Origin of the sequence: Arthrobacter luteolus NBRC 107841, from assembly GCF_001552075.1 — a bacterium.
In the GTDB taxonomy this organism is placed as follows: domain Bacteria; phylum Actinomycetota; class Actinomycetes; order Actinomycetales; family Micrococcaceae; genus Arthrobacter_B; species Arthrobacter_B luteolus.
On the sequence record NZ_BCQM01000002.1, the window covers coordinates 541,135 to 565,513 of the forward strand.

At 66.5% G+C, this 24,379-nt stretch carries 22 protein-coding genes and 1 tRNA gene; 15 read left to right on the top strand and 8 right to left on the bottom strand.

All coding sequences use genetic code 11. The features are described 5' to 3' along the window. Window positions 1-70: 70 nt before the first annotated feature. Genes AL3_RS06485 through AL3_RS06495 form a run of 3 tightly spaced genes read left to right on the top strand, consistent with a single transcriptional unit; the run spans window position 71 to window position 3,035 of the window. Window positions 71-697, top strand: a complete 627-nt coding sequence (locus AL3_RS06485) for a DUF4956 domain-containing protein (protein ID WP_066298219.1) — start codon at window positions 71-73, stop codon at window positions 695-697. Then, the gene (locus AL3_RS06490; protein ID WP_066298223.1) at window positions 694-1,497 is read left to right on the top strand and encodes a polyphosphate polymerase domain-containing protein; all 804 of its coding nucleotides are present in this window, start codon (window positions 694-696) and stop codon (window positions 1,495-1,497) included. The genes AL3_RS06485 and AL3_RS06490 overlap by 4 nt, the downstream gene beginning before the upstream one ends. Before the next feature lie 47 nt (window positions 1,498-1,544). Beyond that, entirely contained in the window at window positions 1,545-3,035 is a 1,491-nt protein-coding gene (locus tag AL3_RS06495; RefSeq protein ID WP_066298227.1) for a CotH kinase family protein, read from the top strand. A 79-nt stretch (window positions 3,036-3,114) separates the two neighbouring features. Here the strand turns inward: AL3_RS06495 and gap are convergent, their stop codons facing one another. Then, complete coding sequence (gene gap / locus AL3_RS06500; RefSeq protein ID WP_066298230.1) at window positions 3,115-4,125, bottom strand: type I glyceraldehyde-3-phosphate dehydrogenase; 1,011 nt, start codon at window positions 4,123-4,125, stop codon at window positions 3,115-3,117. A 121-nt stretch (window positions 4,126-4,246) separates the two neighbouring features. Between gap and AL3_RS06505 the strand changes: the two genes are divergently transcribed. Together AL3_RS06505 and AL3_RS06510 are read left to right on the top strand one after the other, a co-directional pair. Next, complete coding sequence (locus AL3_RS06505; protein ID WP_066298232.1) at window positions 4,247-5,446, top strand: ROK family transcriptional regulator; 1,200 nt, start codon at window positions 4,247-4,249, stop codon at window positions 5,444-5,446. Between the two features lie 78 nt (window positions 5,447-5,524). Continuing rightward, window positions 5,525-6,631 (top strand): winged helix DNA-binding domain-containing protein, encoded by a 1,107-nt coding sequence (locus AL3_RS06510; RefSeq protein WP_083521503.1) that lies wholly within the window; start codon window positions 5,525-5,527, stop codon window positions 6,629-6,631. Window positions 6,632-6,634: 3 nt separating this feature from the next. Here AL3_RS06510 and AL3_RS06515 read toward each other — a convergent pair whose 3' ends face one another. Beyond that, the gene (locus AL3_RS06515) at window positions 6,635-7,102 is read right to left on the bottom strand and encodes an NUDIX hydrolase (RefSeq protein WP_066298495.1); all 468 of its coding nucleotides are present in this window, start codon (window positions 7,100-7,102) and stop codon (window positions 6,635-6,637) included. Window positions 7,103-7,243: 141 nt separating this feature from the next. On the opposite strand from AL3_RS06515, the gene AL3_RS06520 reads away from it, so the two are divergent. Next, entirely contained in the window at window positions 7,244-8,110 is an 867-nt protein-coding gene (locus AL3_RS06520; protein ID WP_246168541.1) for a polysaccharide deacetylase family protein, read from the top strand. Window positions 8,111-9,521: 1,411 nt separating this feature from the next. Continuing rightward, on the top strand, window positions 9,522-11,093 hold the full coding sequence (locus AL3_RS18895; RefSeq protein WP_246168540.1) for an HNH endonuclease: 1,572 nt from the start codon (window positions 9,522-9,524) through the stop codon (window positions 11,091-11,093). A gap of 100 nt (window positions 11,094-11,193) precedes the next feature. Here AL3_RS18895 and AL3_RS06530 read toward each other — a convergent pair whose 3' ends face one another. Beyond that, complete coding sequence (locus AL3_RS06530) at window positions 11,194-12,201, bottom strand: NAD(P)/FAD-dependent oxidoreductase (protein ID WP_066298238.1); 1,008 nt, start codon at window positions 12,199-12,201, stop codon at window positions 11,194-11,196. Window positions 12,202-12,311: 110 nt separating this feature from the next. On the opposite strand from AL3_RS06530, the gene AL3_RS06535 reads away from it, so the two are divergent. Beyond that, the gene (locus AL3_RS06535; protein ID WP_066298502.1) at window positions 12,312-12,905 is read left to right on the top strand and encodes a helix-turn-helix domain-containing protein; all 594 of its coding nucleotides are present in this window, start codon (window positions 12,312-12,314) and stop codon (window positions 12,903-12,905) included. Between the two features lie 27 nt (window positions 12,906-12,932). Here AL3_RS06535 and AL3_RS06540 read toward each other — a convergent pair whose 3' ends face one another. Next, entirely contained in the window at window positions 12,933-13,901 is a 969-nt protein-coding gene (locus AL3_RS06540) for a bile acid:sodium symporter family protein (RefSeq protein WP_066298240.1), read from the bottom strand. Between the two features lie 32 nt (window positions 13,902-13,933). Continuing rightward, on the bottom strand, window positions 13,934-16,183 hold the full coding sequence (locus tag AL3_RS06545; protein ID WP_174522119.1) for an ABC transporter permease: 2,250 nt from the start codon (window positions 16,181-16,183) through the stop codon (window positions 13,934-13,936). A gap of 178 nt (window positions 16,184-16,361) precedes the next feature. Between AL3_RS06545 and AL3_RS06550 the strand changes: the two genes are divergently transcribed. From AL3_RS06550 to AL3_RS06560, 3 genes are all read left to right on the top strand, one after another. After that, the gene (locus AL3_RS06550) at window positions 16,362-17,024 is read left to right on the top strand and encodes a TetR/AcrR family transcriptional regulator (RefSeq protein WP_066298242.1); all 663 of its coding nucleotides are present in this window, start codon (window positions 16,362-16,364) and stop codon (window positions 17,022-17,024) included. A gap of 132 nt (window positions 17,025-17,156) precedes the next feature. Continuing rightward, window positions 17,157-17,399, top strand: coding sequence for a hypothetical protein (locus tag AL3_RS06555; RefSeq protein ID WP_066298244.1), 243 nt, complete (start codon window positions 17,157-17,159; stop codon window positions 17,397-17,399). Between the two features lie 84 nt (window positions 17,400-17,483). Then, window positions 17,484-18,434: a 5'-3' exonuclease gene (locus AL3_RS06560; RefSeq protein ID WP_066298247.1), complete on the top strand. Its 951-nt coding sequence runs from the start codon at window positions 17,484-17,486 to the stop codon at window positions 18,432-18,434. On the opposite strand, the gene AL3_RS06565 is transcribed toward AL3_RS06560, so the two are convergent. Next, window positions 18,431-19,381, bottom strand: coding sequence for a zinc-binding dehydrogenase (locus AL3_RS06565; protein WP_066298248.1), 951 nt, complete (start codon window positions 19,379-19,381; stop codon window positions 18,431-18,433). The genes AL3_RS06560 and AL3_RS06565 overlap by 4 nt on opposite strands. A 179-nt stretch (window positions 19,382-19,560) precedes the next feature. On the opposite strand from AL3_RS06565, the gene AL3_RS06570 reads away from it, so the two are divergent. Then, complete coding sequence (locus AL3_RS06570; protein ID WP_370665083.1) at window positions 19,561-20,859, top strand: MFS transporter; 1,299 nt, start codon at window positions 19,561-19,563, stop codon at window positions 20,857-20,859. Window positions 20,860-20,896: 37 nt separating this feature from the next. On the opposite strand, the gene AL3_RS06575 is transcribed toward AL3_RS06570, so the two are convergent. After that, window positions 20,897-20,978: transfer RNA gene (locus AL3_RS06575), tRNA-Leu, on the bottom strand. Between the two features lie 129 nt (window positions 20,979-21,107). Here AL3_RS06575 and AL3_RS06580 point away from each other — a divergent pair. From AL3_RS06580 to AL3_RS06590, 3 genes are all read left to right on the top strand, one after another. Further along, complete coding sequence (locus AL3_RS06580; RefSeq protein ID WP_066298250.1) at window positions 21,108-21,713, top strand: ANTAR domain-containing response regulator; 606 nt, start codon at window positions 21,108-21,110, stop codon at window positions 21,711-21,713. 238 nt (window positions 21,714-21,951) lie between these two features. Then, on the top strand, window positions 21,952-22,377 hold the full coding sequence (locus AL3_RS06585) for a DUF6325 family protein (protein WP_066298252.1): 426 nt from the start codon (window positions 21,952-21,954) through the stop codon (window positions 22,375-22,377). A 19-nt stretch (window positions 22,378-22,396) separates the two neighbouring features. Continuing rightward, entirely contained in the window at window positions 22,397-22,711 is a 315-nt protein-coding gene (locus tag AL3_RS06590; protein ID WP_066298254.1) for an SHOCT domain-containing protein, read from the top strand. Window positions 22,712-22,802: 91 nt separating this feature from the next. On the opposite strand, the gene pyk is transcribed toward AL3_RS06590, so the two are convergent. Next, a complete protein-coding gene (gene pyk / locus AL3_RS06595; protein ID WP_066298257.1) occupies window positions 22,803-24,305 on the bottom strand; it encodes a pyruvate kinase in 1,503 nt (500 codons plus the stop codon). Between the last annotated feature and the right edge of the window lie 74 nt (window positions 24,306-24,379).

Below are 24,379 nucleotides of genomic sequence, written 5' to 3' on the forward strand. Positions count from 1 at the left end.
GCAAAGCCCCAGCACAGCATGGTTTGCAAGCATGGGTTCTCCCCCACCATGAATTTTCGGAGAACACCGCATGAATATCTTGACCATGGCAGCGGCAGATCTTGCCGCAATTTTCCTGCTGACTTTCGGCCTGTACCTGCGGCGGCACCGCCGCAGGGACCTCGCTGTCTCCTACCTGGGCATCAATGTGGGAGTCTTCGCGGTGGCGTCCGTGCTCAGCGGTTCGGCTGCCACCGCGGGGCTGGGCCTCGGACTGTTCGGAGTGCTTTCCATCATCCGGCTGCGCTCCACCGAGCTTGAGCAGCACGAGGTTGCCTACTATTTCTCCGCGCTGGCGATCGGACTCATCTCCGGCATCGGCAGCACCCCGGCCTGGCTTGCACCGGCCCTCATCGTCCTGATCCTGGGAGTTATGTTCGTGGGCGACCATCCGCGGGTGCTTCCCGCCTACCGGCACCAGCGGGTTGTCCTGGACCAGGCCGTCAGCCGCGAAGACGAGCTGTACCGGCGGCTGCAGGAGGTTTTGGGCGGCGAGGTGCACTCCGCCACCGTGCTTGAACTGGACCTGGTCAATGACAAAACGATCGTCAACGTCCGCTACTCAAGCCAGCCGTGTACCGGGCTGCCGAGGCCGCTGCCAGCCGAAGCAGCCGCTTATCCGGCCCAGGATCCGGCCTTCCCCACCCGCACCGTATGAGCACCGGAACGTTCCACCGCCCGGATAAGAAGCTGACTTTCGCTGACGCGCTGCCGGCAATCGGTCTCGACGCGCTGAATACTTCCGCTGCCCTCCAAACCCGTGTGGACCGCAAGTACCTCGTGGACTCCGCTTTGGCGGACACGGTTCTCGCCTCTCTGCCGGCCCGTGCGATGGTCCTGGAAATGGCCGGCCTGCGGTCCTTCACCTATGACTCTGTCTACTTCGACACCCCCGCCCGGGAGAGCTATCTGCTGGCCGCGCACGGACGCCGCCGGAGATACAAAATCCGTACCCGCACCTACTTGGAAAGCGCTCTGAGCTTCCTGGAGGTCAAGACCGAAGGGGCCCGCTCAGCAACCGTGAAGGACCGTATTCCCTATGGCCCGGCGGACCGAAGCCGGCTCACCCTCGCGGGCCTGGACTACATCGCCGAAACCCTGGGCGCTTTCGGGACACTGCCTGCTCTCAGGTTGCTGGGCCCGGTGCTGGAAACCGGATATGCCCGCACGACTCTTTTTCTGCCCGGCTCCGGCAGCCGCGCAACGATCGATTCGGACGTTACCTGGCGGATCCCGGGGAACCATGGCTGGACCCTGGACCGCAAGGTGGTGGTGGAAACCAAGTCCGGTTCCACTGCGGGAGCCCTCGATCGGCACCTCTGGGCCCACGGCGTCCGCCCGTGCCGCATTTCCAAGTTTGCGACCGGGCTTGCCGCGCTGTGTCCGGACCTGCCGTCCAACCGCTGGCACCGCACACTCGCCGCCGGATTCGCCCTGCGTCCGGAGGACGCACAGTGAACCCATCAGCGCAGCCCCCCTTTCGGCACGCAGAAGGAGCTTCCCCCGTGATTCCCCCTAAAAAAGCATCCACCCGGGCCTTCTCCGGCCCGCACTGGCCACGTTCAGCCCTGACCGCCGCTGCCCTCTCACTGGCACTGGGTGTCGGCGGCTGCGGCACCGTTACCAGCGAAGGATCGCTTCCCCCGGAGGATTCGGCAATCTCCTTCTTCGACGATTCCCTCGTCCACGGAATCAGTGTCGAGTTCAGCGACGAGGACTACCAGGCGATGCTGGCTGCCTACAGCGCCTCCGGTGACAAGGACTGGATCTCAGCGACCGTCACCATCGACGGCACCGTATTGAAAGACGTTGGACTGCGGCTGAAAGGCAACTCCAGCCTGAATGGCCTCTCCGGCCAGGGCGGAGACGGCGGCGGCACCTCCGAGCAGCCCGAAACCCTTCCCTGGCTCATCCGCACCGACAAGTACATTGACGGGCAGGACTACCAGGGCCGGACAGATCTGGTGGTCCGGGGCAACAACAGCGAGAGTTCCCTCAACGAGGCACTGGCCTTGGAACTGATCGGCGCCGCTGACCTCGCGACGCTCGAAGCGTCCGCCACCCGCTTCAGTGTCAACGGCAGCGCCCAGCAGCTGCGCCTGGTCATCGAGTCCCCCGACGACGACTTGTGGAATGAGGACACCTTCGGCACCGGGGGCAGCACGTACAAGGCTGAAAGCACCGGGGACTACACCTACCGCGGAGAGGATACGGAATCCTACACAGATGTCTTTGAGCAAAAGGCCGGCGGTACTGAAGATCTGCAGCCGGTGATCGAGTTCCTGGACTTCATCAACAACTCCACCGACGAGGACTTCAACGCCCACCTGGCTGACCACCTTGATGTCGATGCCTTTGCCCGCTACCTGGCCGCCCAGGAACTGCTGGGGAACATGGACGGCATTGACGGCCCGGGCAACAACTCCTACTTGCGCTATGACTCAGGGACCGGCCGCATGACCGTCGTCACCTGGGATCTGAACCTGGCCTTCGGCGGCATGGGCGGCATGGGCGGGAGCCAGCCGCCGGAGGGTCTCCCGGAGGGAATGGAACCGCCCGAGGGGATGGAACCTCCCGAAGGCCTGCCCGACGGCGTTCCTGACGGGCGTCCCGACGGCCTTCCCGACGGCACTCTCTACGGCACTGCGCCGCCTGCCGGAGCACAGCTCCCGGCCGACGGGACGGAACAGAAGGGTGCCGGGATGCCCGGATCGGCGGATAATCCACTCACCACAAGATTCCATGCGGATGCGGAATTCGAGGCCGCATATGACCAGGCCCTAACGGACCTTCGAACGGAGCTTTACGAGTCGGGCCGGGCGCAGGAGATCCTCGACGCCTGGACTGCTCTGCTCACCGAACAGGCAACGGACCTGGTTTCTGCGGAAACGGTCCTGGAGGAATCCGCCGGCATCGCGGAGTACTTCACCTCCGGGGAATCGGATGCCGGCACCGGACCCGCGCCGGAAGCCAGCGCTGCGGCCGGGCTGCCCTGACAAACCGGGCTGCCCTGACAAACGGATGGCCCCGCCCGGACCGTTGGGTCCGGGCGGGGCCATCGTCAGGTCCGGCTGCTTAGCTCAGCTTGGAAGCGACCAGGCTGGTGAGGTCCACCAGGCGGTTGGAGTAGCCCCACTCGTTGTCGTACCAGCCGACGATCTTGACCTGGTTTCCCATGACCTTGGTCAGGCCGGAGTCCAGGATGCAGGAGGCCGGATCGCCCACGATGTCAGAGGAGACAATCGGGTCTTCGGTGTAGGTGAGGATGCCGGACCACTGCTCGGATGCAGCAGCGGCGCGGAACGCGGCGTTGACTTCTTCCGCCGTCGTCTCCTTGTTCACGGTGACGGTCAGGTCGGTGGCGGAACCGGTGGGGACCGGAACGCGCATTGCGTAACCGTCCAGCTTGCCCTTCAGCTCCGGCAGCACCAGGCCAATGGCCTTGGCAGCGCCGGTCGACGTCGGCACCACGTTCAGCGCAGCGGCGCGGGCACGGCGCAGGTCGCTGTGCGGGCCGTCCTGCAGGTTCTGGTCCGCGGTGTAGGCGTGGATCGTGGTCATCAGACCCTTTTCGATCCCGAATTCCTTGTTCAGGACATCCGCCATGGGTGCCAGGCAGTTGGTGGTGCAGGAGGCATTGGAGATGATGTTGTGCTGCTCGGCGTCGTAGTCACCGTCATTGACGCCCATCACCACGGTGAAGTCCTCGCCCTTGGCCGGTGCGGAAATGAGCACCTTCCGGGCACCGGCGGCGATGTGCTTCTTGGCGTCGTCGGCCTTGGTGAAGAATCCGGTGGACTCGATCACGATGTCAACGCCCAGCTCACCCCAGGGCAGGTTGGCGGGATCACGCTCGGCGAGGACCTTGATGGTCTTCTCCCCCACCAGCAGGTTGCCGTCTTCAACCGAGACGGACTGGGACAGGCGGCCGGCCACGGAATCGTACTTCAGCAGGTGGGCCAGCTGCTTGGGGTCGCCCAGGTCATTAACGGCCACGACGTCGAAGCCGCTTCCGTTCTGCAGGGCGGCGCGGAGGAAATTGCGGCCAATACGGCCAAAACCATTGATGCCGACGCGGATCGTCACTTGGGCCTCCTCAGGCACTCGAGTTTTCCAGCTATGTATCCAAAGATTAGATTTAGGCACTAAATATATGTCCTAGTACAATTATGCTGTTACGAACGCCACTCGTCAAAAGGGCCGCCTCATGGACACCTCCGCCAGTACCCCGCAGCTTCTGCGCCGCACCAACCTGCGGACCGTCCTGGACGTGCTGCGCTCTGTCCCCTCCGCCACCGGTTCCGACCTGATTGAAGCCACCGGCCTCACCCGCGCCACGGTGATCGCCGTCTGCGACGACCTGATCGCCAGGGGCTGGGCGCTTGAGCGCGAATCTCCCCGCACCGGCGGGCAGAAAGGGCGTCCGGCCCGGCGGTTCGAGTTCAATGCGGGAGCCGGTTATGTCCTGGGGCTCGACGTCGGCCTGGCCACCGTCCGCGTGCTGGCCGCCGACCTGGCCGGCACAGTGGTGGGGCGGACGGAGGTCCGGTTCCCCCGGCACGGCGGCGCTCCGGAAGAACGGCGGTCAGCCGTCCTGGCAGCCGCGGCGCAGGCCATGGCTGATGCCGGGATCGCGCCGTCGTCCGTGCTTTGTGCCGCGATGGGCATCGCCGCACAGGTCACCGCCCAGGGCACCATCGCGCCCGGCGAGGAGCTTGCTCCGATGTTCGACCTTGGACTGGCGAAGGACTTCGGGGAGGCCGGCTGGCCGGTGCTCGTGGAGAACGATGCGAAGCTTGCAGCGCTGGCCGAACGGTGGCGCGGTGCGGGAACGAACGAATCCGACCTCGCCGTGATCCTGGCGGGCGAACGGCTGGGCACGGGCGTGATCGAAGCGGGCCGCCTGCTGCACGGCGCCCGCGGAAGGGCCGGAGCGATGGGCGGGCTGGAACTGGTGGACGGCGTCGGAAACCAGGACGGCATTGCCAAGCTGGCCCGCCTGTGGGGCAGCGCGGCGTTGGAGGCCGGCCACAACGGTCTGATCCGGGAGCTCGTTGGGCCCGAAACCGACCGCGCCTCTGCCCGCTATGTCTTTGAGGCCGCAGCTGCCGGTGATGCTGTGGCCGCCGGGATCCTGGACCGGATCGCCCGGCGCATGGCCCGTGTCCTGGCACTGGTCTCCACCTTCTTTGACCCGCGCCTGATCGTGCTGGGTGGCGCTGTTGCCGCCTCCGCCACCGCCCTGCTGCCGGTCATCACCGAGGAACTTGCCCGGTATGTGCCGGACCCGCCGCGCATTGCCGTTTCAGGACTGGGCGAAATGCTGGTCCCCACCGGTGCCGTGCGGCTGGCCCTGGACCATGTGGAGGCACACATGCTGGAACTCACGCCGCGGCCTGCCGTCTAGCGGACAGGGCGGTTTCCCTGTCCTAGACTGACCCTGCCCCGGAACATCCGGCTTTCCGGGCGGGCGGGGGTCACGGGCATGGACAGGGTTCGACGCACTGAGCTGCTGGCGCGGCGGCTGAGAAGCCATGGCCTGACCACGTCAGTGTCTATCGCCGGCGGCACACCGGGGACAGTGGACCGGCTTTTCGCCCTGCAGGGGCAGGACCTGCCGGGAGCGTTGTGGTCCCTCGGGCTGCGGTCCGGACGCACATTGGCAGAGGTCTCGGCGGCGTTCGACGACGGCACACTGGTGAGGAGCTGGCCCTTCCGCGGCACATTGCACGTGCTGCGCGGCGAGGACGTGCACTGGACCCTGGCCCTGACGTCCGAGCGGATCCTGCGCTCCGCGGTCCGGCGCCGGGAAGAACTCGAGCTCGATGCCGAAACCCTGGAGAAAGCCACAGCGGTTGCTGTTGGCGCACTCACCGGCGGGGGACGGCTCAGCCGCCGGGAACTGCTGGAGCTCTTCGAAACGGCCGTTATTCGGACCACCGGGCAGCGCGGTTACCACCTGTTGTGGCACCTCTCCGTCACCGGCACCACGGTCCTGGGCCCGATGCAGGGCTCGGAGCAGCTGTTCGTGCTGCTCGATGAATGGGTTCCTCGGCCGCGGCGGCTGGACCGGACGGCGTCCCTGGCCGAACTGGTGCGCCGCTACCTTGCCGGCCGCGCCCCGGCCACCACCGCAGACATCGCCTGGTGGGCCAAGCTGCCCCTGGCTGACGTCCGTGCCGGGCTGGCCGAGACGGCCGCTGATCTGGAAGAAGTGGAATACAACGGCACTCCGCACTGGCGGCTGAGCGGCGGCGCAGCTGACGCCGCCGGTCCCGCTGCCCGGACCCGGTCCGTGGCCCTGCTGCCCGGCTTCGACGAATATCTGCTCGGCTACACGGACCGCAGCGCAGCCCTGGCCGCGGAACATGCCCAGCTGACCGTCCCGGGCGGCAACGGCATCTTCAAACCCACCCTGGTGCTCGACGGCCGCATTGCCGGCCTGTGGTCCCGGAAGTCCTCGGCGAAGAAAACCGTCCTCACGGTCCGTCCGTTTGCCCCGATTCCGCAGCGGGCCCTCCCCGGCATTCGGCGGGCTGCGAAGGAGTACGGCCGGTTCCTTGGGGTCCCTGCGGAGGTCGATCCGTTCTAGGGTTTAGCCGTGCAGCAGCTGCTCCAGGGCATCGAGCACCTGCACCTGCCCCTTAACCAGCTTGGTGCGCGCAGCGGACTCACTGAACCAGCCGGCGTCGTCAATCTCCGGAACCTCCTGAAACCGGCCAGAGCGCGGCGGCCATTCCAGCGCGAAGGTGTTGCTCACGATCCGTTCCGGCTGGAACTCCGCCTCGGCGCAATACACAGTGATGGTTTTCCGGGAGGATTGACGGAAGTGGCCGAGCAGCCGGTAATCAGCTGCCGGGGGCGGGCTCCCCATTTCCTCTTCGAACTCCCGCAGGGCGGCCGCATACGGATCCTCTCCCGGAGCGTACTCGCCCTTGGGAATGGACCACGCGTGCTCATCCTTCCCGGCCCAGAACGGCCCGCCCATGTGTGCGATCCACACCTGGCGTTCCCCGTCCGGAGCAAACCGGTAGAACAGGATTCCAGCACTGCTGATCATTATTTCCCCCTCTCCGGGCGGGCAGGTCCGCCGCATCAGGATAGATGACACCTGCGCCGGGACGATCTTTCCCGCCAGAGCGGATTAAACACCGGACCAGCCCGTGCGGAAACCCGGATGATTCCCTACCGTGTAGGAGTGCCCATGCCTGAAGTGACTCCCACCCCCGGTTCCTCCGCCAGCCGGCGGACTGCCCTGGCAGCGCTCGGTGCGGCTGCGGTGCTGGGGATAGCGGCTTGTGCCCGCGGCGCAGCAGAGCCCGCCCACACCTCGCCCCCGGGCTCAGGTTCGCTGCCGGGCACCAAGTCACCGCGGGTGCAGGCAACCGGGCTTCCGTCGGCGTCTGCTCCTGAAACTCTCCCGGAGCCGGCACCTTCGGCTCCTGCCCGGCCGGTATTTGTACCTGATTACGTGCTCCCGCCGGTCGCGAACGGTCTGGCCCCGGTCATCACCCGTATTCCCACCAGCCATCCGGTGGTGTTCCTGACTATCGACGACGGCGCCCACCGGACTCCGGAGATGGTGGCCCTGATGGCCGAGTACGGATATCAGGCCTCGATCTTCCTCTCGCAAGCATTCGTGCAGGAGGATCCCGCCTATTTCAACCAGTTCCTTGCCCAGGGCAGCCTGATCGAAAACCACACTGTCAGCCACAACATCAACATGATCGGCCTCAGCTATGCCCAGCAGCTGGCCGAAACCACCGGCATGCAGGATTTCGCCCAGCAGCACTACGGCCGGCTGCCCACCCTCTTCCGGCCGCCCGGGGGTGCCTACTCCCCTGCGATGCAGCAGGCCGTGGCAGCAGCGGGACTGCGCGCGGTGATCACCTGGGAAGCGAAGGCCAACGCCGGGGGGATGGATTACCAGGTGGGCAACTCGCTGCGCCCGGGAGACATTGTGCTGATGCATTTCCGGCCCGAGTTCGCCGCCGACCTGAACGCCTTCCGGCAGGCGCATCTTGCCGCCGGACTCGAGGTGGTGCTGCTGGAGGAGTTCCTGGCTGTCTAGGGCAACCGGGGGTACTGAGGCATCATGTTGGTTGCGCATGAGTCACGAGGATCTGCATGCAAGGACGGGTGAACGGCCCGCAGGTTTGATGGTTACCGTCCCGTTCCGAATCTAAGCGGCCTGAGCACCGTAAGGCGTCTCCGGGGGCTCGGCAGGGAAGACTGGTCCTGTTCGGGGTTTTAGGTCGGGTTGCCCGCCCACGTGGTGGAAGAAGCGGGTATCCCCTGGCCGGGTACAGGTGCGGGCGGCTGGCGCGGGTGGTGGAAGGAGCCGGTACGGCAGGTGAGTAGCGCAGCGGACGATGAGGCGGGCGCGGCCGGTGGGCGCGGCGGCGAGTAGCGCAGCGGACGATGAGGCGGAACAGGCCGGCGGGAGCGGCGGCGAGTAGCGCAGCGGACGATGAGGCGGAACAGGCCGGCGGGAGCGGCGGCGAGTAGCGCAGCGGACGATGAGGCGGAACAGGCCGGCGGGCGCGGCGGCGGACGATGAGGCGGGCGAGGCCGGCGGGCGCGGGTGGCGAGTCGCGCAACGGACGGTGAGGAGGGCCAGGCCGGCGGGCGCGGCGGCGAGGCCGGCTGAAGCGACAGAGGGCGGTGGCCGGCGGAGCCGACGCAGCGGACGGCGAGGTGGTCGAAGCCGGCGGAAGCGGCGGAGCTACGGCGGGCGAGTCGGCGCGGCAGGACAGCGCTGGCACAGGGGGGCAAGGCGCGGCGGCAAGACAGCCGGAGCGGGCGCGGCGTGCGAGCAACAGGTGCGATGCCTTGGGCAGCGGAAGCCGGACGCGGAAAGCACAAGGCGCGGCGAGGCAAGGCGCGGCGGCGGAGCCGGCCCAGTAAAAGGCACCGCGAGCGAGGCCCTCGCGGGCGGGCGGAGCCACGGCGGGCGGGTCACGGCGTTGCTGTTCCCGCATTCCCTTTCCCTTCCTCCCTTCCTCCCTTCCTCCCTTCCCTCCCTTCCTCCCTTCCTCCCTTCCTCCCTTCATCCCTTCCTTCCTTCCTCCACAGCTTCCGCTTTCCACCGGTGACAGCGAGTGATATCCACATTCGAACCGACCTCTGGCCCGGCTTAGCGGGATGGATTCTAGTCTGTGGCCATGTTGGAAATGGGAACGGATCCACGCGGCAGCGTTCAGCGAGCCACAGCCACAATCACAACCACAGGCGATTCCACTGGCAAGCACAGGAACATCTCGATGCGCCCGAGGAGCCGCAGCCAGTCTGACAATCTGACCGCTAAGCAAACAGGGTCAGTGGATCCAGGGTCGGGACCGGACGACCGTCCCGGCCTACCGCCCCACCCATCTGCGGGTCCTGCAGGACTTGTGGGACGTGTGGGTCGAGTGCGACGTGTGGTTCAGGTGGGTCATGCAGGTCAGACCCTCGTTTCCGACGTCCGCCAGTGGAACATCCGATTGCAGGAGCACCGCGCCGCTGGAGAGGCTGCTGATGCCGGCCTGATCGACCCTGGCCTTATTGAAGAGGACCTGACTGACGGTGATCTGATTGACCTGGTCCGGGCTCTGGAGGAGCTGAAGTCCGCAGCCGCTGCAGCCCAGGCCCGTGCCACCGCAGCGTTCGACGCCTCCCAACAGCAGGCACAGGCCCGTGCCGGGATTCCTGCCGCTCAGCTCGGCCGCGGGATCGGGGCACAGATCGCGCTGGCCCGGCGGGAATCTCCCCACCGCGGAGGCAGATACCTCGGCCTCGGCAAAGCCCTCACCTACGAAATGCCGCACACCCTGGCTGCCCTGTCCGCCGGGGTCCTCAGCGAATGGCGGGCAACCCTGCTGGTCCGGGAGACCGCCTGCTTGGAGAAGGAAGACCGGCGTAGGGTAGATGCGCTCGTCTGCGGGAACCCATCAGGCCTCGAAGGTCTCGGAGACCGCAGACTCATTGCCAGAATCCGGACCCTGACACAGGCCATCGATCCGGCGTCCCAGACCCGGCGGCATGCCAAGGCGGTCGCAGACCGGTATGTGTCCTGCAGGCCGGCTCCGGACACCATGGCGTATCTGACCGGGCTGCTGCCGGTGGCTCAGGGCGTGGCCGTGTTCGCGGCCTTGTCCCGTACCGCAGAGAGTCTGCGTGCTTCCGGAGACGAACGCGGTATGGGCCAGATCATGGCCGACACCCTGGTGGAGCGGATCACCGGGCAGGCCGCCGCCGCACAGGTTCCCGTCGAAGTCCACCTCGTCATGACCGACCGAACGCTCTTCGGCAGCAGTTTAGAGAGCATGACCTTCCGGAGCAGTACTTCCGAGCCTGCGGCGGTCGGGCCGAAAGCGGGAACACCCCGCACCACAGACACCACCAACACCACAGGCTCCACCAACACCACCGACACCACCAGCTGCACACCCGGCACCGCAACGCGGACACCATTGCGGGATGAGCCGGCCTATTTGCCCGGGTACGGGATCGTCCCCGGGCAATGGGCCACAGCCCTCATCACCGACGCACTTGGCGGTCAGGGCCAGTGCCCGCCCACTGCCCACCATCCACACGGCCAACACAGTCCCGACGATCGCCTCCCACCCGGCCGGCGCGAAACGCCCCGCGGACGCCCCGACGGCTGCCCCGACGTCAGCGCCCACAACACATACGATCAGGCCCGGGTGACCCTGCGCCGGCTGTACCTGGAGCCTGAGACGGGAGAGCTGGCCGCAATGGATTCCAAGGCCCGCTATTTCCCGCCCGGGCTGGCCCGGTTGATCCGCATCCGCGATCAAACCTGCCGGACACCGTGGTGCGACGCACCGATCCGGCATATCGACCACATCCGTTCACACACTGAAGCAGGACCAACGAGCTACGCGAACGGTCAGGGACTCTGCGAGGCCTGCAACCACGCCAAGGAAGCCCCGGGCTGGAAGGCCCTCACCTCCGACGCGCCCGGCCAGCGCCACACCGTCCGGACGATCACCCCCACCGGCCACACCTACCGTTCCGTGGCACCACCTCTGCCGGGGGCCTCCTCCGGGTAAGTGCTTCGACCGCGCTTCGCAGGAAGGCTGGGCCGATCGCCAGGCCGTCACCTCCACAACCAGGCCCGCACCGGCCACCCTGGGCAACCAAGGTGCCGTCTCAGAACGGCTGGACGCGCGCTGCCACGGCTGCCGCGGTGTCCGCCATGATCAGGTCTCCGTTGATCGCGGCGCCCGTCATCAGGCCGGCGGACGCCGCACCGATAACCTGGGCCATCGGCGCGGCCAGGTTTCCGGCGGCATAAACCCCGGGAACCTCCGTGGCACCCATGGGATTTACGGTGAGGGCGGTGCCGATGGGAGTTTCCCCAGCGAACTGCTCTGTTGGAATGACCCCCAGGCCCGCCAGATACCCGGCCCGCGCACTCAGCCGGGTGAACACCACAACGGCGTCCCGGGCTTCGAGCTCGCCACTGGCCAGGCGCACACCGGTGAGCCGGTCCTGCCCTTCCACCCCTGCCACTTCCCCGGGCACCACGCGGATGCCCCGTGCGGCCAGCTGCTCCGCCTGGCCCGCATCCGGTTCGCCGCTGGTGTTCAGGAAAAGTACGACGTCGGCACTCCACTGCCGCCACATCAGTGCCTGGTGCACCGCGGTCGGAAGGTCGGTGGCCAGGATGCCAATCGCCTGGTCTCTCACTTCCCAGCCATGGCAGTACGGGCAATGCAGCACTCCGGTCCCCCAGTGCTCCTTCAGCCCCGTGATCGCCGGGAGCACATCTGTGACGCCGGTGGCGGCCAGGATCCGCCGCGCCCGGACCAGTCCTTCCCCGGTCAGCTCAACCGCAAACAGGCCGCTGTCTTCGCGCGTGATGCCGGCCACGAACCCCTCGGCAAGGGCTGCCCCGTAGCCTTCGATTTCCTTCCGGCCGATGGCGTAGAGCTCGGCCGGAGGCGTCCCTTCACGTCCCAGATAGTTGTGGACGTGACCTGCGGGCGCGTTGCGGGGATCGCCGCCGTCGATCACCAGGACCGAACGGCGCGCGCGGGACAGTGCCAGGGCACCACTCAGGCCCGCTGCCCCGCCTCCCACCACAACCACGTCGTAGGTCTCGCCGGCCAATGCCGGCTTGGCCTGGGTATCTTGTGTGCCTGTGTCAGTGTTCATCGTTGCTCGCTCTCCTGCCCGAGCGGCTGGTCACCGCTTCCCTGGTTCCAGTCTTGGCGTGTACCTCAAGAGGGAGCAATCTTTTTTGCCGGTATGGCAAGATGCAGCTCATGGCCGAAACCTTCCAGGACACCCTCAGCGGCATCGGAGCGCGGCTCCGCTCACTCCGCACCGACAGGCAGTTGACACTGTCCGACGTATCCGAGCACACCGGGATCTCCGTCAGCACGCTTTCCCGGCTGGAGTCGGGCGGCCGCCGCCCTACCCTGGAACTGCTGATGCCGCTCGCCAGGACCTACCGGGTGAGCATCGACGAACTAGTGGGCGCACCACCCACCGGAGACCCTCGGGTGCATATGCGTCCGATCCGGCGGCATGGTGCCACGATTATTCCGCTCACCGAAAAGGCCGGTGGCATCCGGGCCTACAAGTACATCCTGCCGGCCCGGAAGCAGCCGGAGACTCCGGAGCCGCGGACCCATGAGGGCTACGAATGGTTGTATGTGCTCAGCGGATCGCTGCGGCTGGTGCTGGGAGCACAGGAGCTCATTCTCCAGTCAGGTGAGGCCGCCGAGTTCGACACCACGCTGCCGCATTGGATGGGAGCCGACGCTGCCGGCGGGGTGGAATTCCTGGCTCTTTTCGGCCCGCAGGGTGAAAAGGCCCATCTCCGCGCCCGGCCGGTGGCGAAGCGGCCCGGCTAGCTGCGGCCGGCCTGGGGCAAGGGAGGCTCAGGCGGCGGGGCGGCGCCGCCAGAACGCCGCCATCAAGGCGCCGGAAACGTTGTGCCAGACCGAAAAGACTGCCGCCGGCAGGGCAGCCTCAGGGGTGAAGTAGTCCCTGGCCAGCCCGGCGGCCAGGCCGGAATTCTGCATCCCCACCTCGATGGCCATGGTGCGCCGGGCAGCGACAGGCTGGCGGAAGAGTTTCGCGGCGCCGTAGCCAAGCGCCAGGCCCAGTCCGTTGTGCAGGATGACTGCGAGCAGAATCAGCCAGCCAGCCGTGAGGATGGCGGCAGCACTGCCCGATACGACGGCCACCACCACGAAGGTGATGGCGATAACGGAGACCCAGGGCAGGACCGGCAGGACCCGGTCCACCAGCCGGGGTGCCAGATACCGGATGACCAGGCCCAGGAGGACGGGAATCAGCACGATCTGGACAATCGAGAGGGCCATGGCTCCGGTGTCGACCGCCATGTACCGGCCGGCAAGCCAGAGGGCCAGCAGCGGTGTAAAGATCGGTGCCAGCAGGGTCGAAACCGAGGTCATGGCCACGGACAGCGCCACGTTGCCCCTGGCCAGATAGGTCACGACGTTGGACGCGGTTCCACCCGGGGCGCACCCCACCAGAATGACGCCGGCTGCCAGCTCGGGAGGCAGCTGCAGGGCCCAGGCGATGCCCAGGCCCAGCAGCGGCATAATCACGAACTGTGCCACAACACCCAGGAGGACCGGCAGCGGCTGCCGGATCACCAGGGCGAAGTCCGGCAGCGTCAGCGTCAGTCCCATGCCGAACATAATCAGCATCAGGCCCGGGTTGATCAGCGGGGACAGCCCGGTAAACGGTTCCGGGATCAGCAGTGCCAGTGCTCCCCCCGCCAGGATCAGCAGGGGGAAGACGGTCACCGCAACCCGTGCGCTGCGCTCTTCGGAGGACTGGACACGCTCAGGGGCTGGACGAACGGTGTTGGGAGACATCCCCACATCGTGGCACGGCGCCTGGGCCTGCCCTAACTGTGAAGGGCGGGCTGACCGTGACTTTCTGACTGGCTTGGACCTTCAGACGGACCGTGACCTTCAGACGAACTGGGGCTATCCGACCGGTTGGGGCCATCAGACAGGCTGTGACGCGGTGACGCTGCCGGTGCGGCCTCCACCGGCCAGGCCTCCGTGCGCGGCGGCTTGATCCGGTCAATGATGGCCAGTACCGCCAGGGACACAGCACCCCAGATGCCTAACGTGAGCAGATGGGTGCCCACCGTGTCGCCGCCGAAGTACAGGATGGAACGGATGGACTCCACCGCCGCGGGCATCGGAAGGACCTCGTGCAGGAAGCGGAAGAGGTCCGGTTCCATGTAAATCGACATGGCGGCACCGGATGCCGGGATTCCGAGGAACATCAGGATGGCGATGACCGGAAGGATGGCGAGCATCCCCATGAACCGGTCGAAAACGGCCGTGAACATGGCCATGCAGAAGATCGCCACCGCTCCCACCGCCCACAGCGCCCAGAAATGGCCGTCGATGGCACCGACAAAAACGTCAACGATCACCCAGAGGACGGCTGAGAAGCCCGCCGCCCAGCCGGCCACAACCGGCAGCAGCTTGCGCAGCGGTCGGCTCGCCGGGGCGGCCGTCGCACCCACAACGATGATCATGAATCCGGCCATGATCCAGCCCATGGCCAGGTACATCGTGGCCATGCCCATGGAGTCTTCGGCAGCCAGCGGAGCGACGTCCTCAGTGGCCAGTTCCGTCTGCTGACCGGCCGCCACCTGGGTAAACACCCGGTCCACCACCTGCTGTGCACTCATTCCCGCAGCCTGATTGGTGATCAGGACAGCTGTGGGATCCTCCGCCGTCGGCAGCACGAAGGCAGCGGAAACCTCGCGGTCCCTTACCTGTTCCCGTGCCTGCCCGGCGGAATCCAGGGCACGCAGGTCGAAGAGTCCGGACAGGTTCTCCTCCAGTCCGGCAACGGCATCTTCCGCCTGTTCAACGGTGCTGCCGACGACGGCGACGGGCATGTCCCGCGGGGTGGGCTGGTACATGGCGCCCAGCATCATCGAGAGCATCATCGCCACCATGGCCAGTGGGAAGAAGCCAAGGGTGAGGTAGCGCCAGGTGCGGCTCTTCGGGCGGGGTCCGCCGTGCAGCGACGCCACCTGAACCGCCGGAGGTGCAGCGTCCGGCGTGCGGTGGCGCCGCAGGGCATCGATTCCGAGTGTCAGCAGCAGGGCAGCGGCTGCACCGATAACCAGGACCAGCAGATGGGATCCGGCCCCGTCCCCGCCAAAGTAGAGCACCGAGCGCAGCGATTCACCGGTGGCGGCAGCGGGCAGGAAGCTGTGCAGCAGCGGATAGAGCCCGGGCATCGTATGCACCGACATGCTCATGTTGGACGCGGGTACTCCGAGCACCATCAGGAACAGCATGCCGGCGAGGACGGCCATGGGGCCGAGGATGCGGGTGAGGAAAAGCTGGACGCTTCCCACCGCAAAAACGGCAAGCCAGCAGATTCCCAGGACGGCGGCGGTATGCCCCTGGATGACTCCCATGACGGGTCCGACGACGGTCCACACCAGGGCGGCAATCAGGGCAGCCCAGCCGGCGAGGAGGGGTACGAAGCGGCGGAGGCGGAGCAGCTCCGGTGAGTTGGAGAGGATCAGGCTCAACGGCATGTAGCCCGCGAGCATGAGAGCGGTGGTCATGAACATGGCGCCCAGGCCTGCCATGTCATTGGACGGCAGCGGCGCCAGGTCCTCGGTCTGGAGAGCCAGCCCCTCGGCCAGCACCTGCGGAGCCAGCAGTGCGGTGACCGTGCTTGACTGCGAAGCACCGGCCGCACCTGCGGTATAGACGGTTGCACCGCCGTCGGCCAGTGACACAGCGCCGGCTACTTCGCGGTCCAGCACCAGCTGGCGTGCGGTGTCGGCGGAATCCACCACCCGGACATCAACGGCATCGGCATTGCCGGACTCGAGGGCGGCAGCAAACTGGCCTGCCTGCTGGGCGGAACCGGCGACGGCGACCTGCATGTTGTGGGGTTCGGGAGCATGCATGGCCGCGAGGTAGCCCCAGACCAGCATGGAGACCATCAGCAGCGGCATGAGGAACATGGCAACATAGCGCCCGATTTTCTCTGCCTTGGCGCGTTTGAGCGCCGCAGCATCAAGGTGCTGGCTATCCGGCTCCGGGGCCTCGCTCGCCGCCGTATCCACCGTGTCCGGCGGGGAAGGCGTGGGGGAAGTGTGGGTCAAGGCCGTGCTCCTGTGCTGTGATTCGATGGATGGTGCGAGAGGCGTGTGGACCAGACGGTCACTACGCGGTCGGTGAGACCAACTCGTCAAAATTACGCCACGTGGCGTAAAATTGGTAATCGACTCGGCAACCACGGCAAAGACCCTTGTTGGGCAGCTGGAGAAAAGGGCACACCACATGGGACAACACGGCGACAAGGCACGCGAAGCCCTTCTGGACGCGGCTGAGGAGCTTTTTGCCCGCCACGGCATCGATGCGGTGTCCAACCGCCGGATCGCTGAACACGCCGGAACGGCAAACCATTCCGCCGTCGCCTATCACTTCGGCGGCCGGGATGAGCTCGTCCGCGCCCTCATCACCAGACACGCGGAGGACACCAACCGGCGCCGGGCCGGACTGGCAGCCAAGTTGGACCCGGACGCCGGCCTGCCTGACGTACTCGCCTGCCTGATCCTTCCCTGGGTGGAGCATCTGGGATCGCTGCCTGTGCCAAGCTGGCGGGCACGCTTTGTACAGCAGATCCGGACCACGCCGTCCATGCAGGAGGTGCTGGCCGGTGCGGCCGTGCCCAATCCGTTGACCGAAGAGCTGAACCGCCGGGTGGAGACGTCCGCCGGAAGCATGGATCCGGCAACCCTGTACGGCCGGTCCTGGATTCTTGGCAACATGGTGCTCAGCGTGTGCTCGGAATACGAGGCGCGGGTACAGGACGGCGTGGAAAAGCCCAACTGGACCGGTGTCGGCTACTTCCTCATTGATGCCTGTGCCGGAATGCTGGCCGCCCCGGCGACCCATCCGGGGAACTTCATCAGGTCCCCCTCCCCCGTGAGTCTGCTCTGACGCTGAGCCTGCTCCGACGCCGACCGAAACGGCAACGGCCGGGTTCACTGCTCCGGCGGCGCAGGGCGGGACGAGCAGGAGCATATCCGGTTCCAGATCCACCGCCTGGCCGACGGTTTCCGCGGAACCCCGATGCTGCTGCGTCGGCTGGTCCACACGGCATGGTGGGCTGTTGCCATCGGAGCCGCCGGTGTTCTCGCCTGGGATCACCGCGGCGCTTTGAAGGCCTGCGGCTTGCCGCCCCTGCAGTTTCTGCCGGCCGCGCTTCGCCAGTTCGCGCAGGCGTCATCGGCGGTGATGTCCCCGGCGCCCGGTGCTGCCTACGGCCCCAGCAGCGCCGCGTACCGGCTCCCGCCGGAACCGGCGAAAGCGTGAGAGCGCAGCTGCCCGCCCTCCGTGCGGCCACTTACTCAGGCTTTTTCCTCCCCGGCGGCACTGCATCCGTGCAAGGATCGGCGTATGCCTGACCGTTTGATGCTCCTCGACACCGCATCCCTGTACTTCCGTGCCTTCTACGGGCTGCCGGACACCATCCGCCGTGCGGATGGCACCCCGGTCAACGCCGTGCGCGGCCTGCTGGACATGATCGCCCGGCTGACCACCGAGTTCGAACCCACGCACCTTATAGCCTGCTGGGACGATGACTGGCGGCCGCAGTGGCGCGTGGACCTCATCCCCTCCTACAAGGAGCACCGGGTCGCCGAAATTGTCCGCGGCGGATCGGACGTTGAGGTCGTGCCGGATGCCCTCGAAGCCCAGATTCCGATGATCCGGAAGGTGCTCGCCTTGGCGGGCATCGCCGTCGTCGGCAGGCCCGGCTACGAGGCGGATGACGTCATCGGCAGCTATGCCGCCCAGGCGGAAGGCCCGGTCGATGTGGTGACCGGAGACCGCGACCTGTTCCAGCTCATCAACGACCGCAGCGGTGTGAGGGTGATCTACACGGCCGGCGGGATGAAAAACCTGAAAGTGATGGACGACGCCGCGATGGTCGCCAAATACCGGGTCCTGCCGGAGCAGTATGCCGACTATGCGACGCTCCGCGGCGACAGTTCAGACGGACTGCCCGGTGTGGCCGGAATCGGGGAAAAAACGGCCGCGTCGCTGCTCGCCGAGTTCGGCACGCTGGAATCCCTGCTCGCCGCCGTCGAGGACCGCGGCAGCGGACTCTCCTCGGCCATGCGGGCCAAGCTCACTGCTGCGGCCGGTTATCTCGAGGCCGCGCCGTCCGTGGTGCGGATCGTGCGCGGCCTCGAGCTGCCGTCACTGGACGAGGCCGGAGCCCGGCTCCACCCCGTTGAGGGTGAAAGCCGGGCCGGGCTCCAGAAGCTGGCCGAGGAGTGGAACCTGGGCGGTTCCGTGCGCCGGCTGCTGGAGGCCCTGGATTCGGTGGCCCAGCGCCGGTCCTAGTACTTCGCGATGAACCGGCCGATCACACCGCCGGCCCGGAGCTTGTCGATGGCCTCCGGAATCTCGGCCTGGGTGATGATGTTCATCGGCGGGTTCAGCTTGCCGGACTTCATCAGCTCATAGAGCGCTTCGAGGTCCTCCTTGGTGCCGGACTTCGAGCCCTTGATGCTGAGCTGGTTGATGATCAGCGGGTAGGTGTTGATGGTGGACTCGAGGCGTCCCATCCCCACCTGCACCAGCGTGCCGAACTCGGCCAGGGTTTCCAGGGCTGCCGCCGTGGTGGTGCCGAAGCCGGCGTAGTCCACGATCAGGTCCAGTCCCTTGTCCTTGAACTCGTCGATGGAGGCAGCCACACCTGCAAGGCCGATCTCATCCGCCAGCTTCTGCGTTTCCGGATTGATCTCAGCACCGTAGACTTCCGCGCCGGACAGCACGGCCACACGGGCACCGATGTACCCGAGCCCGCCGAGGCCGATCACACCAACCTTCATGCCGGCCTTCGCCCCGCCGACCGCCATGATGGCGTGGTATGCGGTCAGGCCTGCGTCGGTTGCCATGGCGGCGAGGTCGAAAGGCACCTCGTCGGGGAGCTTGACCAGGTTGTCATCGGTGGCGAGGAGCTTCGGTCCGAAGCCGCCGTCCCACTTGCCGTAGCCGAGGGCGTCGCCGTCGCTCATCACAGGCGCGAGGCCCACGCGGTCCCCGACTTTCCAATGATCCATGCCCTCGCCGACCTCCACGATCACGCCGGCATTCTCGTGGCCCATGGTCCGCGGCAGGACCGGGAAGAGCGGCATCCATCCCGGATCATCCAGCGCTGTCACATCGGAGTGGCAGACTCCTGCGGCTTTCACCTCGACGACAACCTGGCCCGGGCCGGCCTGAGGCTCGGGAACTTCGTTGAGTTCCAGGGGATTGTTGGTACCGGTAAACTGCCATGCCTTCATGGGGCATCTCCTTCTCTATTTCCCGATATATGCACGCATGTTCATTCATGCGATCACATATATTTTGAGCCTACTCCTGAACCGCTTCCGCCGGGACCGCAGGGAGAGCCGCAACACCACCCCCTGTGATGCACCTCTCCCGGCCTGCCCGGGATATCCTGCCGGGACAGCACACAATCGTGAACGGGGCAGCAATGGGGACACCGCGGGGAGCCGGGCGCACCGGCCCGGAGCTGGAGGCTGTTCCCTCCCAGCGGCGTGTGCTCTCGGTCCTGGTGGTGGGCCAGATCCTGGGTGGAATCGGTATGGGTGCCACACTCTCCCTGGGAGCGCTGCTCGCCGCGGAGCTCTCCGGGTCCGCAGCGTGGTCCGGGATGGCGGCCACCATGAGCACCCTGGGGGCGGCAGCGGCCGCCGTGCCGCTGGCCAGGCTCGCCGAGGCATCCGGGCGCCGGGTTTCGCTTTCCACCGGTGCGTTGATCGCTGCCCTGGGGGCCGTCACAGCGGTCGGTTCCGCGGTTGCCGGGTTTTTCCCCGCCCTTCTGGCAGGGCTGGTGCTCCTTGGCTCGGGCAGCGCCGTCAGCCTGCAGGCCAGGTTCGCGGCGGCAGATCTGGCCGAGCCCCAGACCCGGGGCCGGGACCTGTCCGTGGTGTTGTGGTCCACCACCATCGGCGCGGTCCTCGGACCCAATCTGTTCGGTCCCGGCGAGGTCGTCGGAGCCGCGCTGGGCCTTCCACCGCTCACCGGTGCCTTTGTTTTCTCCCTGACCGCCCAGGTGGCGGCTGCCGCCGTCTATCTGACCGGGCTCCGGCCGGACCCGCTGCTGGCGGCCCGGCGGCGGCGGAACGCAGGGAACGACGGCGAGGCACCGCCTCCGCGGAGGTCCGGCCTGGCCATCCTGCGGACCAATCCGGCCGCACGCTACGCGGTGGCCGTGATCGCGCTCAGCCACGCGGTGATGGTGGCCCTGATGTCGATGACCCCGGTGCACCTGACCAGCCACGGTGCGAGCATCACCATTGTCGGTTTCACGATCAGCCTGCACATCGCCGGGATGTATGCCCTCTCACCGGTGTTCGGCTGGCTGTCGGACCGGATCGGGCGCAAGTCCGTGGTCCTGCTGGGTCAGGGGTTCCTGCTGGCCGCACTGATGGTCGCCGGGCTGGCCGCCCAGTCCGCGGTTGCCGTGACCGTGAGCCTGGTGCTGCTGGGCCTTGGCTGGTCGGCATCGGTGGTGTCGGCGTCGGCACTGGTTTCCGAAGCGGTCGCCGCTCCTGAGCGGCCGGCCATCCAGGGGGTTTCCGATCTGGGCATGAACGCTGCCGGGGCCCTCGGCGGTGCCTCGGCGGGGCTGATACTAGCTGCGGTTGGCTACTCCGGCCTGGGCTACTCCGCCGTTTTGCTGGTGGCTGTGGTGATCGCCTGGACCATGCTGCAGGGGCTGCGTCCCCTGGCAAAAGAAAACACCCCGGTCTAAAAAGCCGGGGTGCGGGGGCGTCGGAACAGAGTCAAAGTGCCCGAAGTGGGACTCGAACCCACACACCTTTCGATACTGCATTTTGAGTGCAGCGCGTCTACCGATTCCGCCATTCGGGCAGGCCCTGTGACGTTGATCAACCAGATTGATCCCTCGTGTTGGGCGCGAAACTACTCTACATGCAGATAGGCTGTTTCCGTGAACTACCGGTCACCACCGGTGGTGCTGTCGTCTTTTGAGGAGCATCTGTGTCTGAGTCAACCGAGCCCGTACCGTCCAACACTCCCGCGCGGCGCGTCCTCGTTGCGGAGGATGAGACGCTGATCCGCCTGGACATCGTGGAAATCCTCACCGGCGAAGGATACGACGTCGTTGGCGAAGCCGACAACGGAGAAAAAGCCGTGCAAATGGCGAACGAATTGAAGCCCGATTTGGTGCTGATGGACGTGAAGATGCCGGTCATGGACGGCATCAGCGCAGCAGAGGCCATCGTGAAGGCCCGCATCGCCCCTGTGGTGCTGCTGACTGCGTTCAGCCAGAAGGAACTCGTTGAGCGCGCCCGGGAAGCCGGAGCCATGGCCTACGTGGTGAAGCCCTTCACCCCTGCGGACCTGATTCCGGCCATCGAAATCGCCCTGTCGCGGCATGAGGAAATCAAGGCGCTGGAGAACGAGGTCTCAGACCTCAAGGAACAGTTCGCCACCCGCAAGCTCGTAGAGCGGGCCAAGAGCCTGCTCACCACCAAGATGGGGCTGACCGAGCCGGAGGCCTTCCGCTGGATCCAGAAGACTTCCATGGACCGCCGGCTGAGCATGCGCGAGGTCGCTGAGACCATCATCAACCAGGTCAACTGACCTGGTTGCCCATCACCTCTGACGGGCACACTGAACGGCCGCCGCGTCACCTCGGATTTCGGGTGACGGCGGCCGTTCTGCTGTCAGCGGCCCAAGCTGCTCTGCCTGCGCCCTGATCCACAGACAAGAAATCCCTTCCCAAGCTTCCGCTCCTGACCGGCCCGGTGAACAATTGAGACCACACCGGCTCCGCTGTGAGCCATGCCTCCCGGAATCAGGACTGGATCAGGAGCAGCACATGGACATCGGCCCCGTAGAAGTAGTGATCCTCACCTTCCCCCGGACGGAAGTCGACGCCGGCGTGATCGCCACGCTCGGCGAGACAGTCCGCGGCGGTGCCGTGTCCCTCATCGACCTGGTCCTCGTCACCCGGGATGGGGACGGCAGGGTACACATCCGCGATATCGAAGATGACCTTCCTGAGGCCTGGGCCGATGTGCTTGTTGATTCCCGCCCGCTGACCCTGCTGAGCGAGTCGGATCTCGACATTGCGGCCGAGTCGGTGGGTCCCAATGAAACCGCAGTCGTTGCCGCGTTCGAACACAAGTGGGCGCAGCCCCTCTCCGCGGAGGTACGGCGTGCCGGCGGGACCACCGCCCTGCACGTCCGGATTCCCCGCGAAACAGTAGACGCCGCGCTGGAGGCCAGCGCAGCAGCAGGTTGAGCCGAGACGGAGGAAGAACATGCCATTCGACAGAGGCGGCAGGCCCGGCCTGCTGGGAACCATAGCGCGCACCGCGGTTATCTCGGGAACTGCCCAGGCCACGTCCAACGCGGTCAACCGCCGGGCGCGGGCCCGCAGCGAACGTGAATACGCTGCGGCAAACGTCCCGGAACAGGCCCCGCCGCCGCCCCCGGCTCCCCCGCAGCCGGCCCCTCCGGCCGCCTCCGGCGGGAACCAGCTCACGGATCAGCTGACCCGGCTGGCGGACCTGCACTCATCCGGAGTGCTCACTGATGAAGAGTTCGCAGCGGCGAAGGCCCGGCTGCTGACCTGAGCAGCTCTCCTCAACAGGAGCTGAACGCAGAACTGCCCGGCCGGTTGACCCCGGCCGGGCAGTTTGCGCGTGGACTCACACCATCAGCAGATTAGATCGGCTTGGCTTTGCCCTTGTTGGATTCCTTGACCGGCCAGGGGCCAACCTTTTCCTTCTCGAGGCGGCTGTCTTCACCGGCGTCTGCTGCGTCGCCAACACGGTGCACCTTGATCAGGTTGGTGGACCCGGCCTGTCCGGGAGGCGAACCTGCTGCGATAACCACCATGGCACCTTCGTCGACGATGCCGCGTTCAACCAGGATGCGGTCCACCTGGGCGGTCATCTTGTCAGTATGCTCAGCGAACTCCACCAGCATCGGCTGGATGCCCCAGAACAGGGACATGTAGTTCAGGGTTGATTCCACCGGGGTGAAGGCAAACACCGGCTTCTTCGGGCGCAGCCGGGACAGGCGGCGGGCCGAGTCACCGGACTGGGTGAAGGTACAGATGCAGGCCGTGTCCAGCTGATCCGCGATTTCGACGGCGGCACGGGTGATGGCGCCGCCGCGGGTCCGGGGCTTGCTGCCCAGCGGGGGGACGCGGTTCAGGCCGTGCTCTTCGGTGGACTCGATGATCCTGGCCATGGTCTTGACCGTGTCGATCGGGTACTTACCCACGGAGGTTTCGCCGGAGAGCATCACGGCATCGGCGCCGTCGAGCACGGCGTTGGCGCAGTCCGACGCCTCGGCGCGGGTGGGGCGGGGGCTTTCGATCATGGATTCCAGGACCTGGGTGGCCACGATCACGGGCTTGGCCCAGCGGCGGGCCAGCTCAATCGCGTTCTTCTGCACCAGGGGCACGTCTTCGAGGGGCAGTTCCACGCCGAGGTCGCCGCGGGCCACCATGATCGCGTCGAAGGCATCGATGATTTCCTCGATCGCAGCCACGGCCTGCGGCTTCTCGATCTTGGCGATGACCGGGACGCGGCGGCCTTCCTCATCCATGATTTCGTGGACACGGCTGACGTCTTCGGCGTTGCGGACGAAGGAAAGGGCAACCATATCCACGCCGCGGCGGATGGCCCAGCGGAGGTCTTCCTCGTCCTTTTCGCTCATGGCGGGCACGTTCACGGCCACGCCGGGAAGGTTGATGCCCTTGTTGTTGGAGACGGGTCCGGGGACGGTGACCTCGGTGACAACCTTGGTATCGTCCACGGCGGTGGCCCGGAGGGCGACCTTGCCGTCGTCGATCAGCAGCGAATCGCCCACGTTGACGTCGCCCGGAAGGCCCTTGTAGGTCGTGGAGCAGATCTCCGCCGTGCCGGGAACATCCTCAATCGTGATCGTGAAGGTGTCGCCCCGGTTCAGGAAATGCGGTCCATCGGTGAACCGGCCCAGACGAATCTTGGGACCCTGGAGGTCCGCGAAAATGCCAACCGGCTTGCCGAGCTCGGCGGAAGCCCGGCGCACGTTTTCGTACGTGTTGTTGTGGACCGAATGGTCACCGTGGCTCATGTTCATGCGTGCAACGTCAACGCCGGCACGCAGCACGGCTACGGTGTTTTCGTAACTGGCGATGGCAGGGCCAAAAGTGGCAACAATCTTTGCGCGTCTCATAATCTCTAGCCTAGTCTCCTGTTGGTCCTGCACCTAAGCCCGGGGGCTCATCCTCCGGGGTGGAATCCTCAAAC

Bases quoted from the DNA above. Each gene is read 5' to 3' on its own strand.
- AL3_RS06485 (WP_066298219.1), top strand. From the start codon at position 71: ATGAATATCTTGACCATGGCAGCGGCAGATCTTGCCGCAATTTTCCTG.
- AL3_RS06490 (WP_066298223.1), top strand. From the start codon at position 694: ATGAGCACCGGAACGTTCCACCGCCCGGATAAGAAGCTGACTTTCGCT.
- AL3_RS06505 (WP_066298232.1), top strand. From the start codon at position 4,247: ATGGACACCTCCGCCAGTACCCCGCAGCTTCTGCGCCGCACCAACCTG.
- AL3_RS06510 (WP_083521503.1), top strand. From the start codon at position 5,525: ATGGACAGGGTTCGACGCACTGAGCTGCTGGCGCGGCGGCTGAGAAGC.
- AL3_RS06520 (WP_246168541.1), top strand. From the start codon at position 7,244: ATGCCTGAAGTGACTCCCACCCCCGGTTCCTCCGCCAGCCGGCGGACT.
- AL3_RS06530 (WP_066298238.1), bottom strand. From the start codon at position 12,201: ATGAACACTGACACAGGCACACAAGATACCCAGGCCAAGCCGGCATTG.
- AL3_RS06535 (WP_066298502.1), top strand. From the start codon at position 12,312: ATGGCCGAAACCTTCCAGGACACCCTCAGCGGCATCGGAGCGCGGCTC.
- AL3_RS06540 (WP_066298240.1), bottom strand. From the start codon at position 13,901: ATGTCTCCCAACACCGTTCGTCCAGCCCCTGAGCGTGTCCAGTCCTCC.
- AL3_RS06550 (WP_066298242.1), top strand. From the start codon at position 16,362: ATGGGACAACACGGCGACAAGGCACGCGAAGCCCTTCTGGACGCGGCT.
- AL3_RS06555 (WP_066298244.1), top strand. From the start codon at position 17,157: ATGCTGCTGCGTCGGCTGGTCCACACGGCATGGTGGGCTGTTGCCATC.
- AL3_RS06560 (WP_066298247.1), top strand. From the start codon at position 17,484: ATGCCTGACCGTTTGATGCTCCTCGACACCGCATCCCTGTACTTCCGT.
- AL3_RS06565 (WP_066298248.1), bottom strand. From the start codon at position 19,381: ATGAAGGCATGGCAGTTTACCGGTACCAACAATCCCCTGGAACTCAAC.
- AL3_RS06585 (WP_066298252.1), top strand. From the start codon at position 21,952: ATGGACATCGGCCCCGTAGAAGTAGTGATCCTCACCTTCCCCCGGACG.
- AL3_RS06590 (WP_066298254.1), top strand. From the start codon at position 22,397: ATGCCATTCGACAGAGGCGGCAGGCCCGGCCTGCTGGGAACCATAGCG.
- pyk (WP_066298257.1), bottom strand. From the start codon at position 24,305: ATGAGACGCGCAAAGATTGTTGCCACTTTTGGCCCTGCCATCGCCAGT.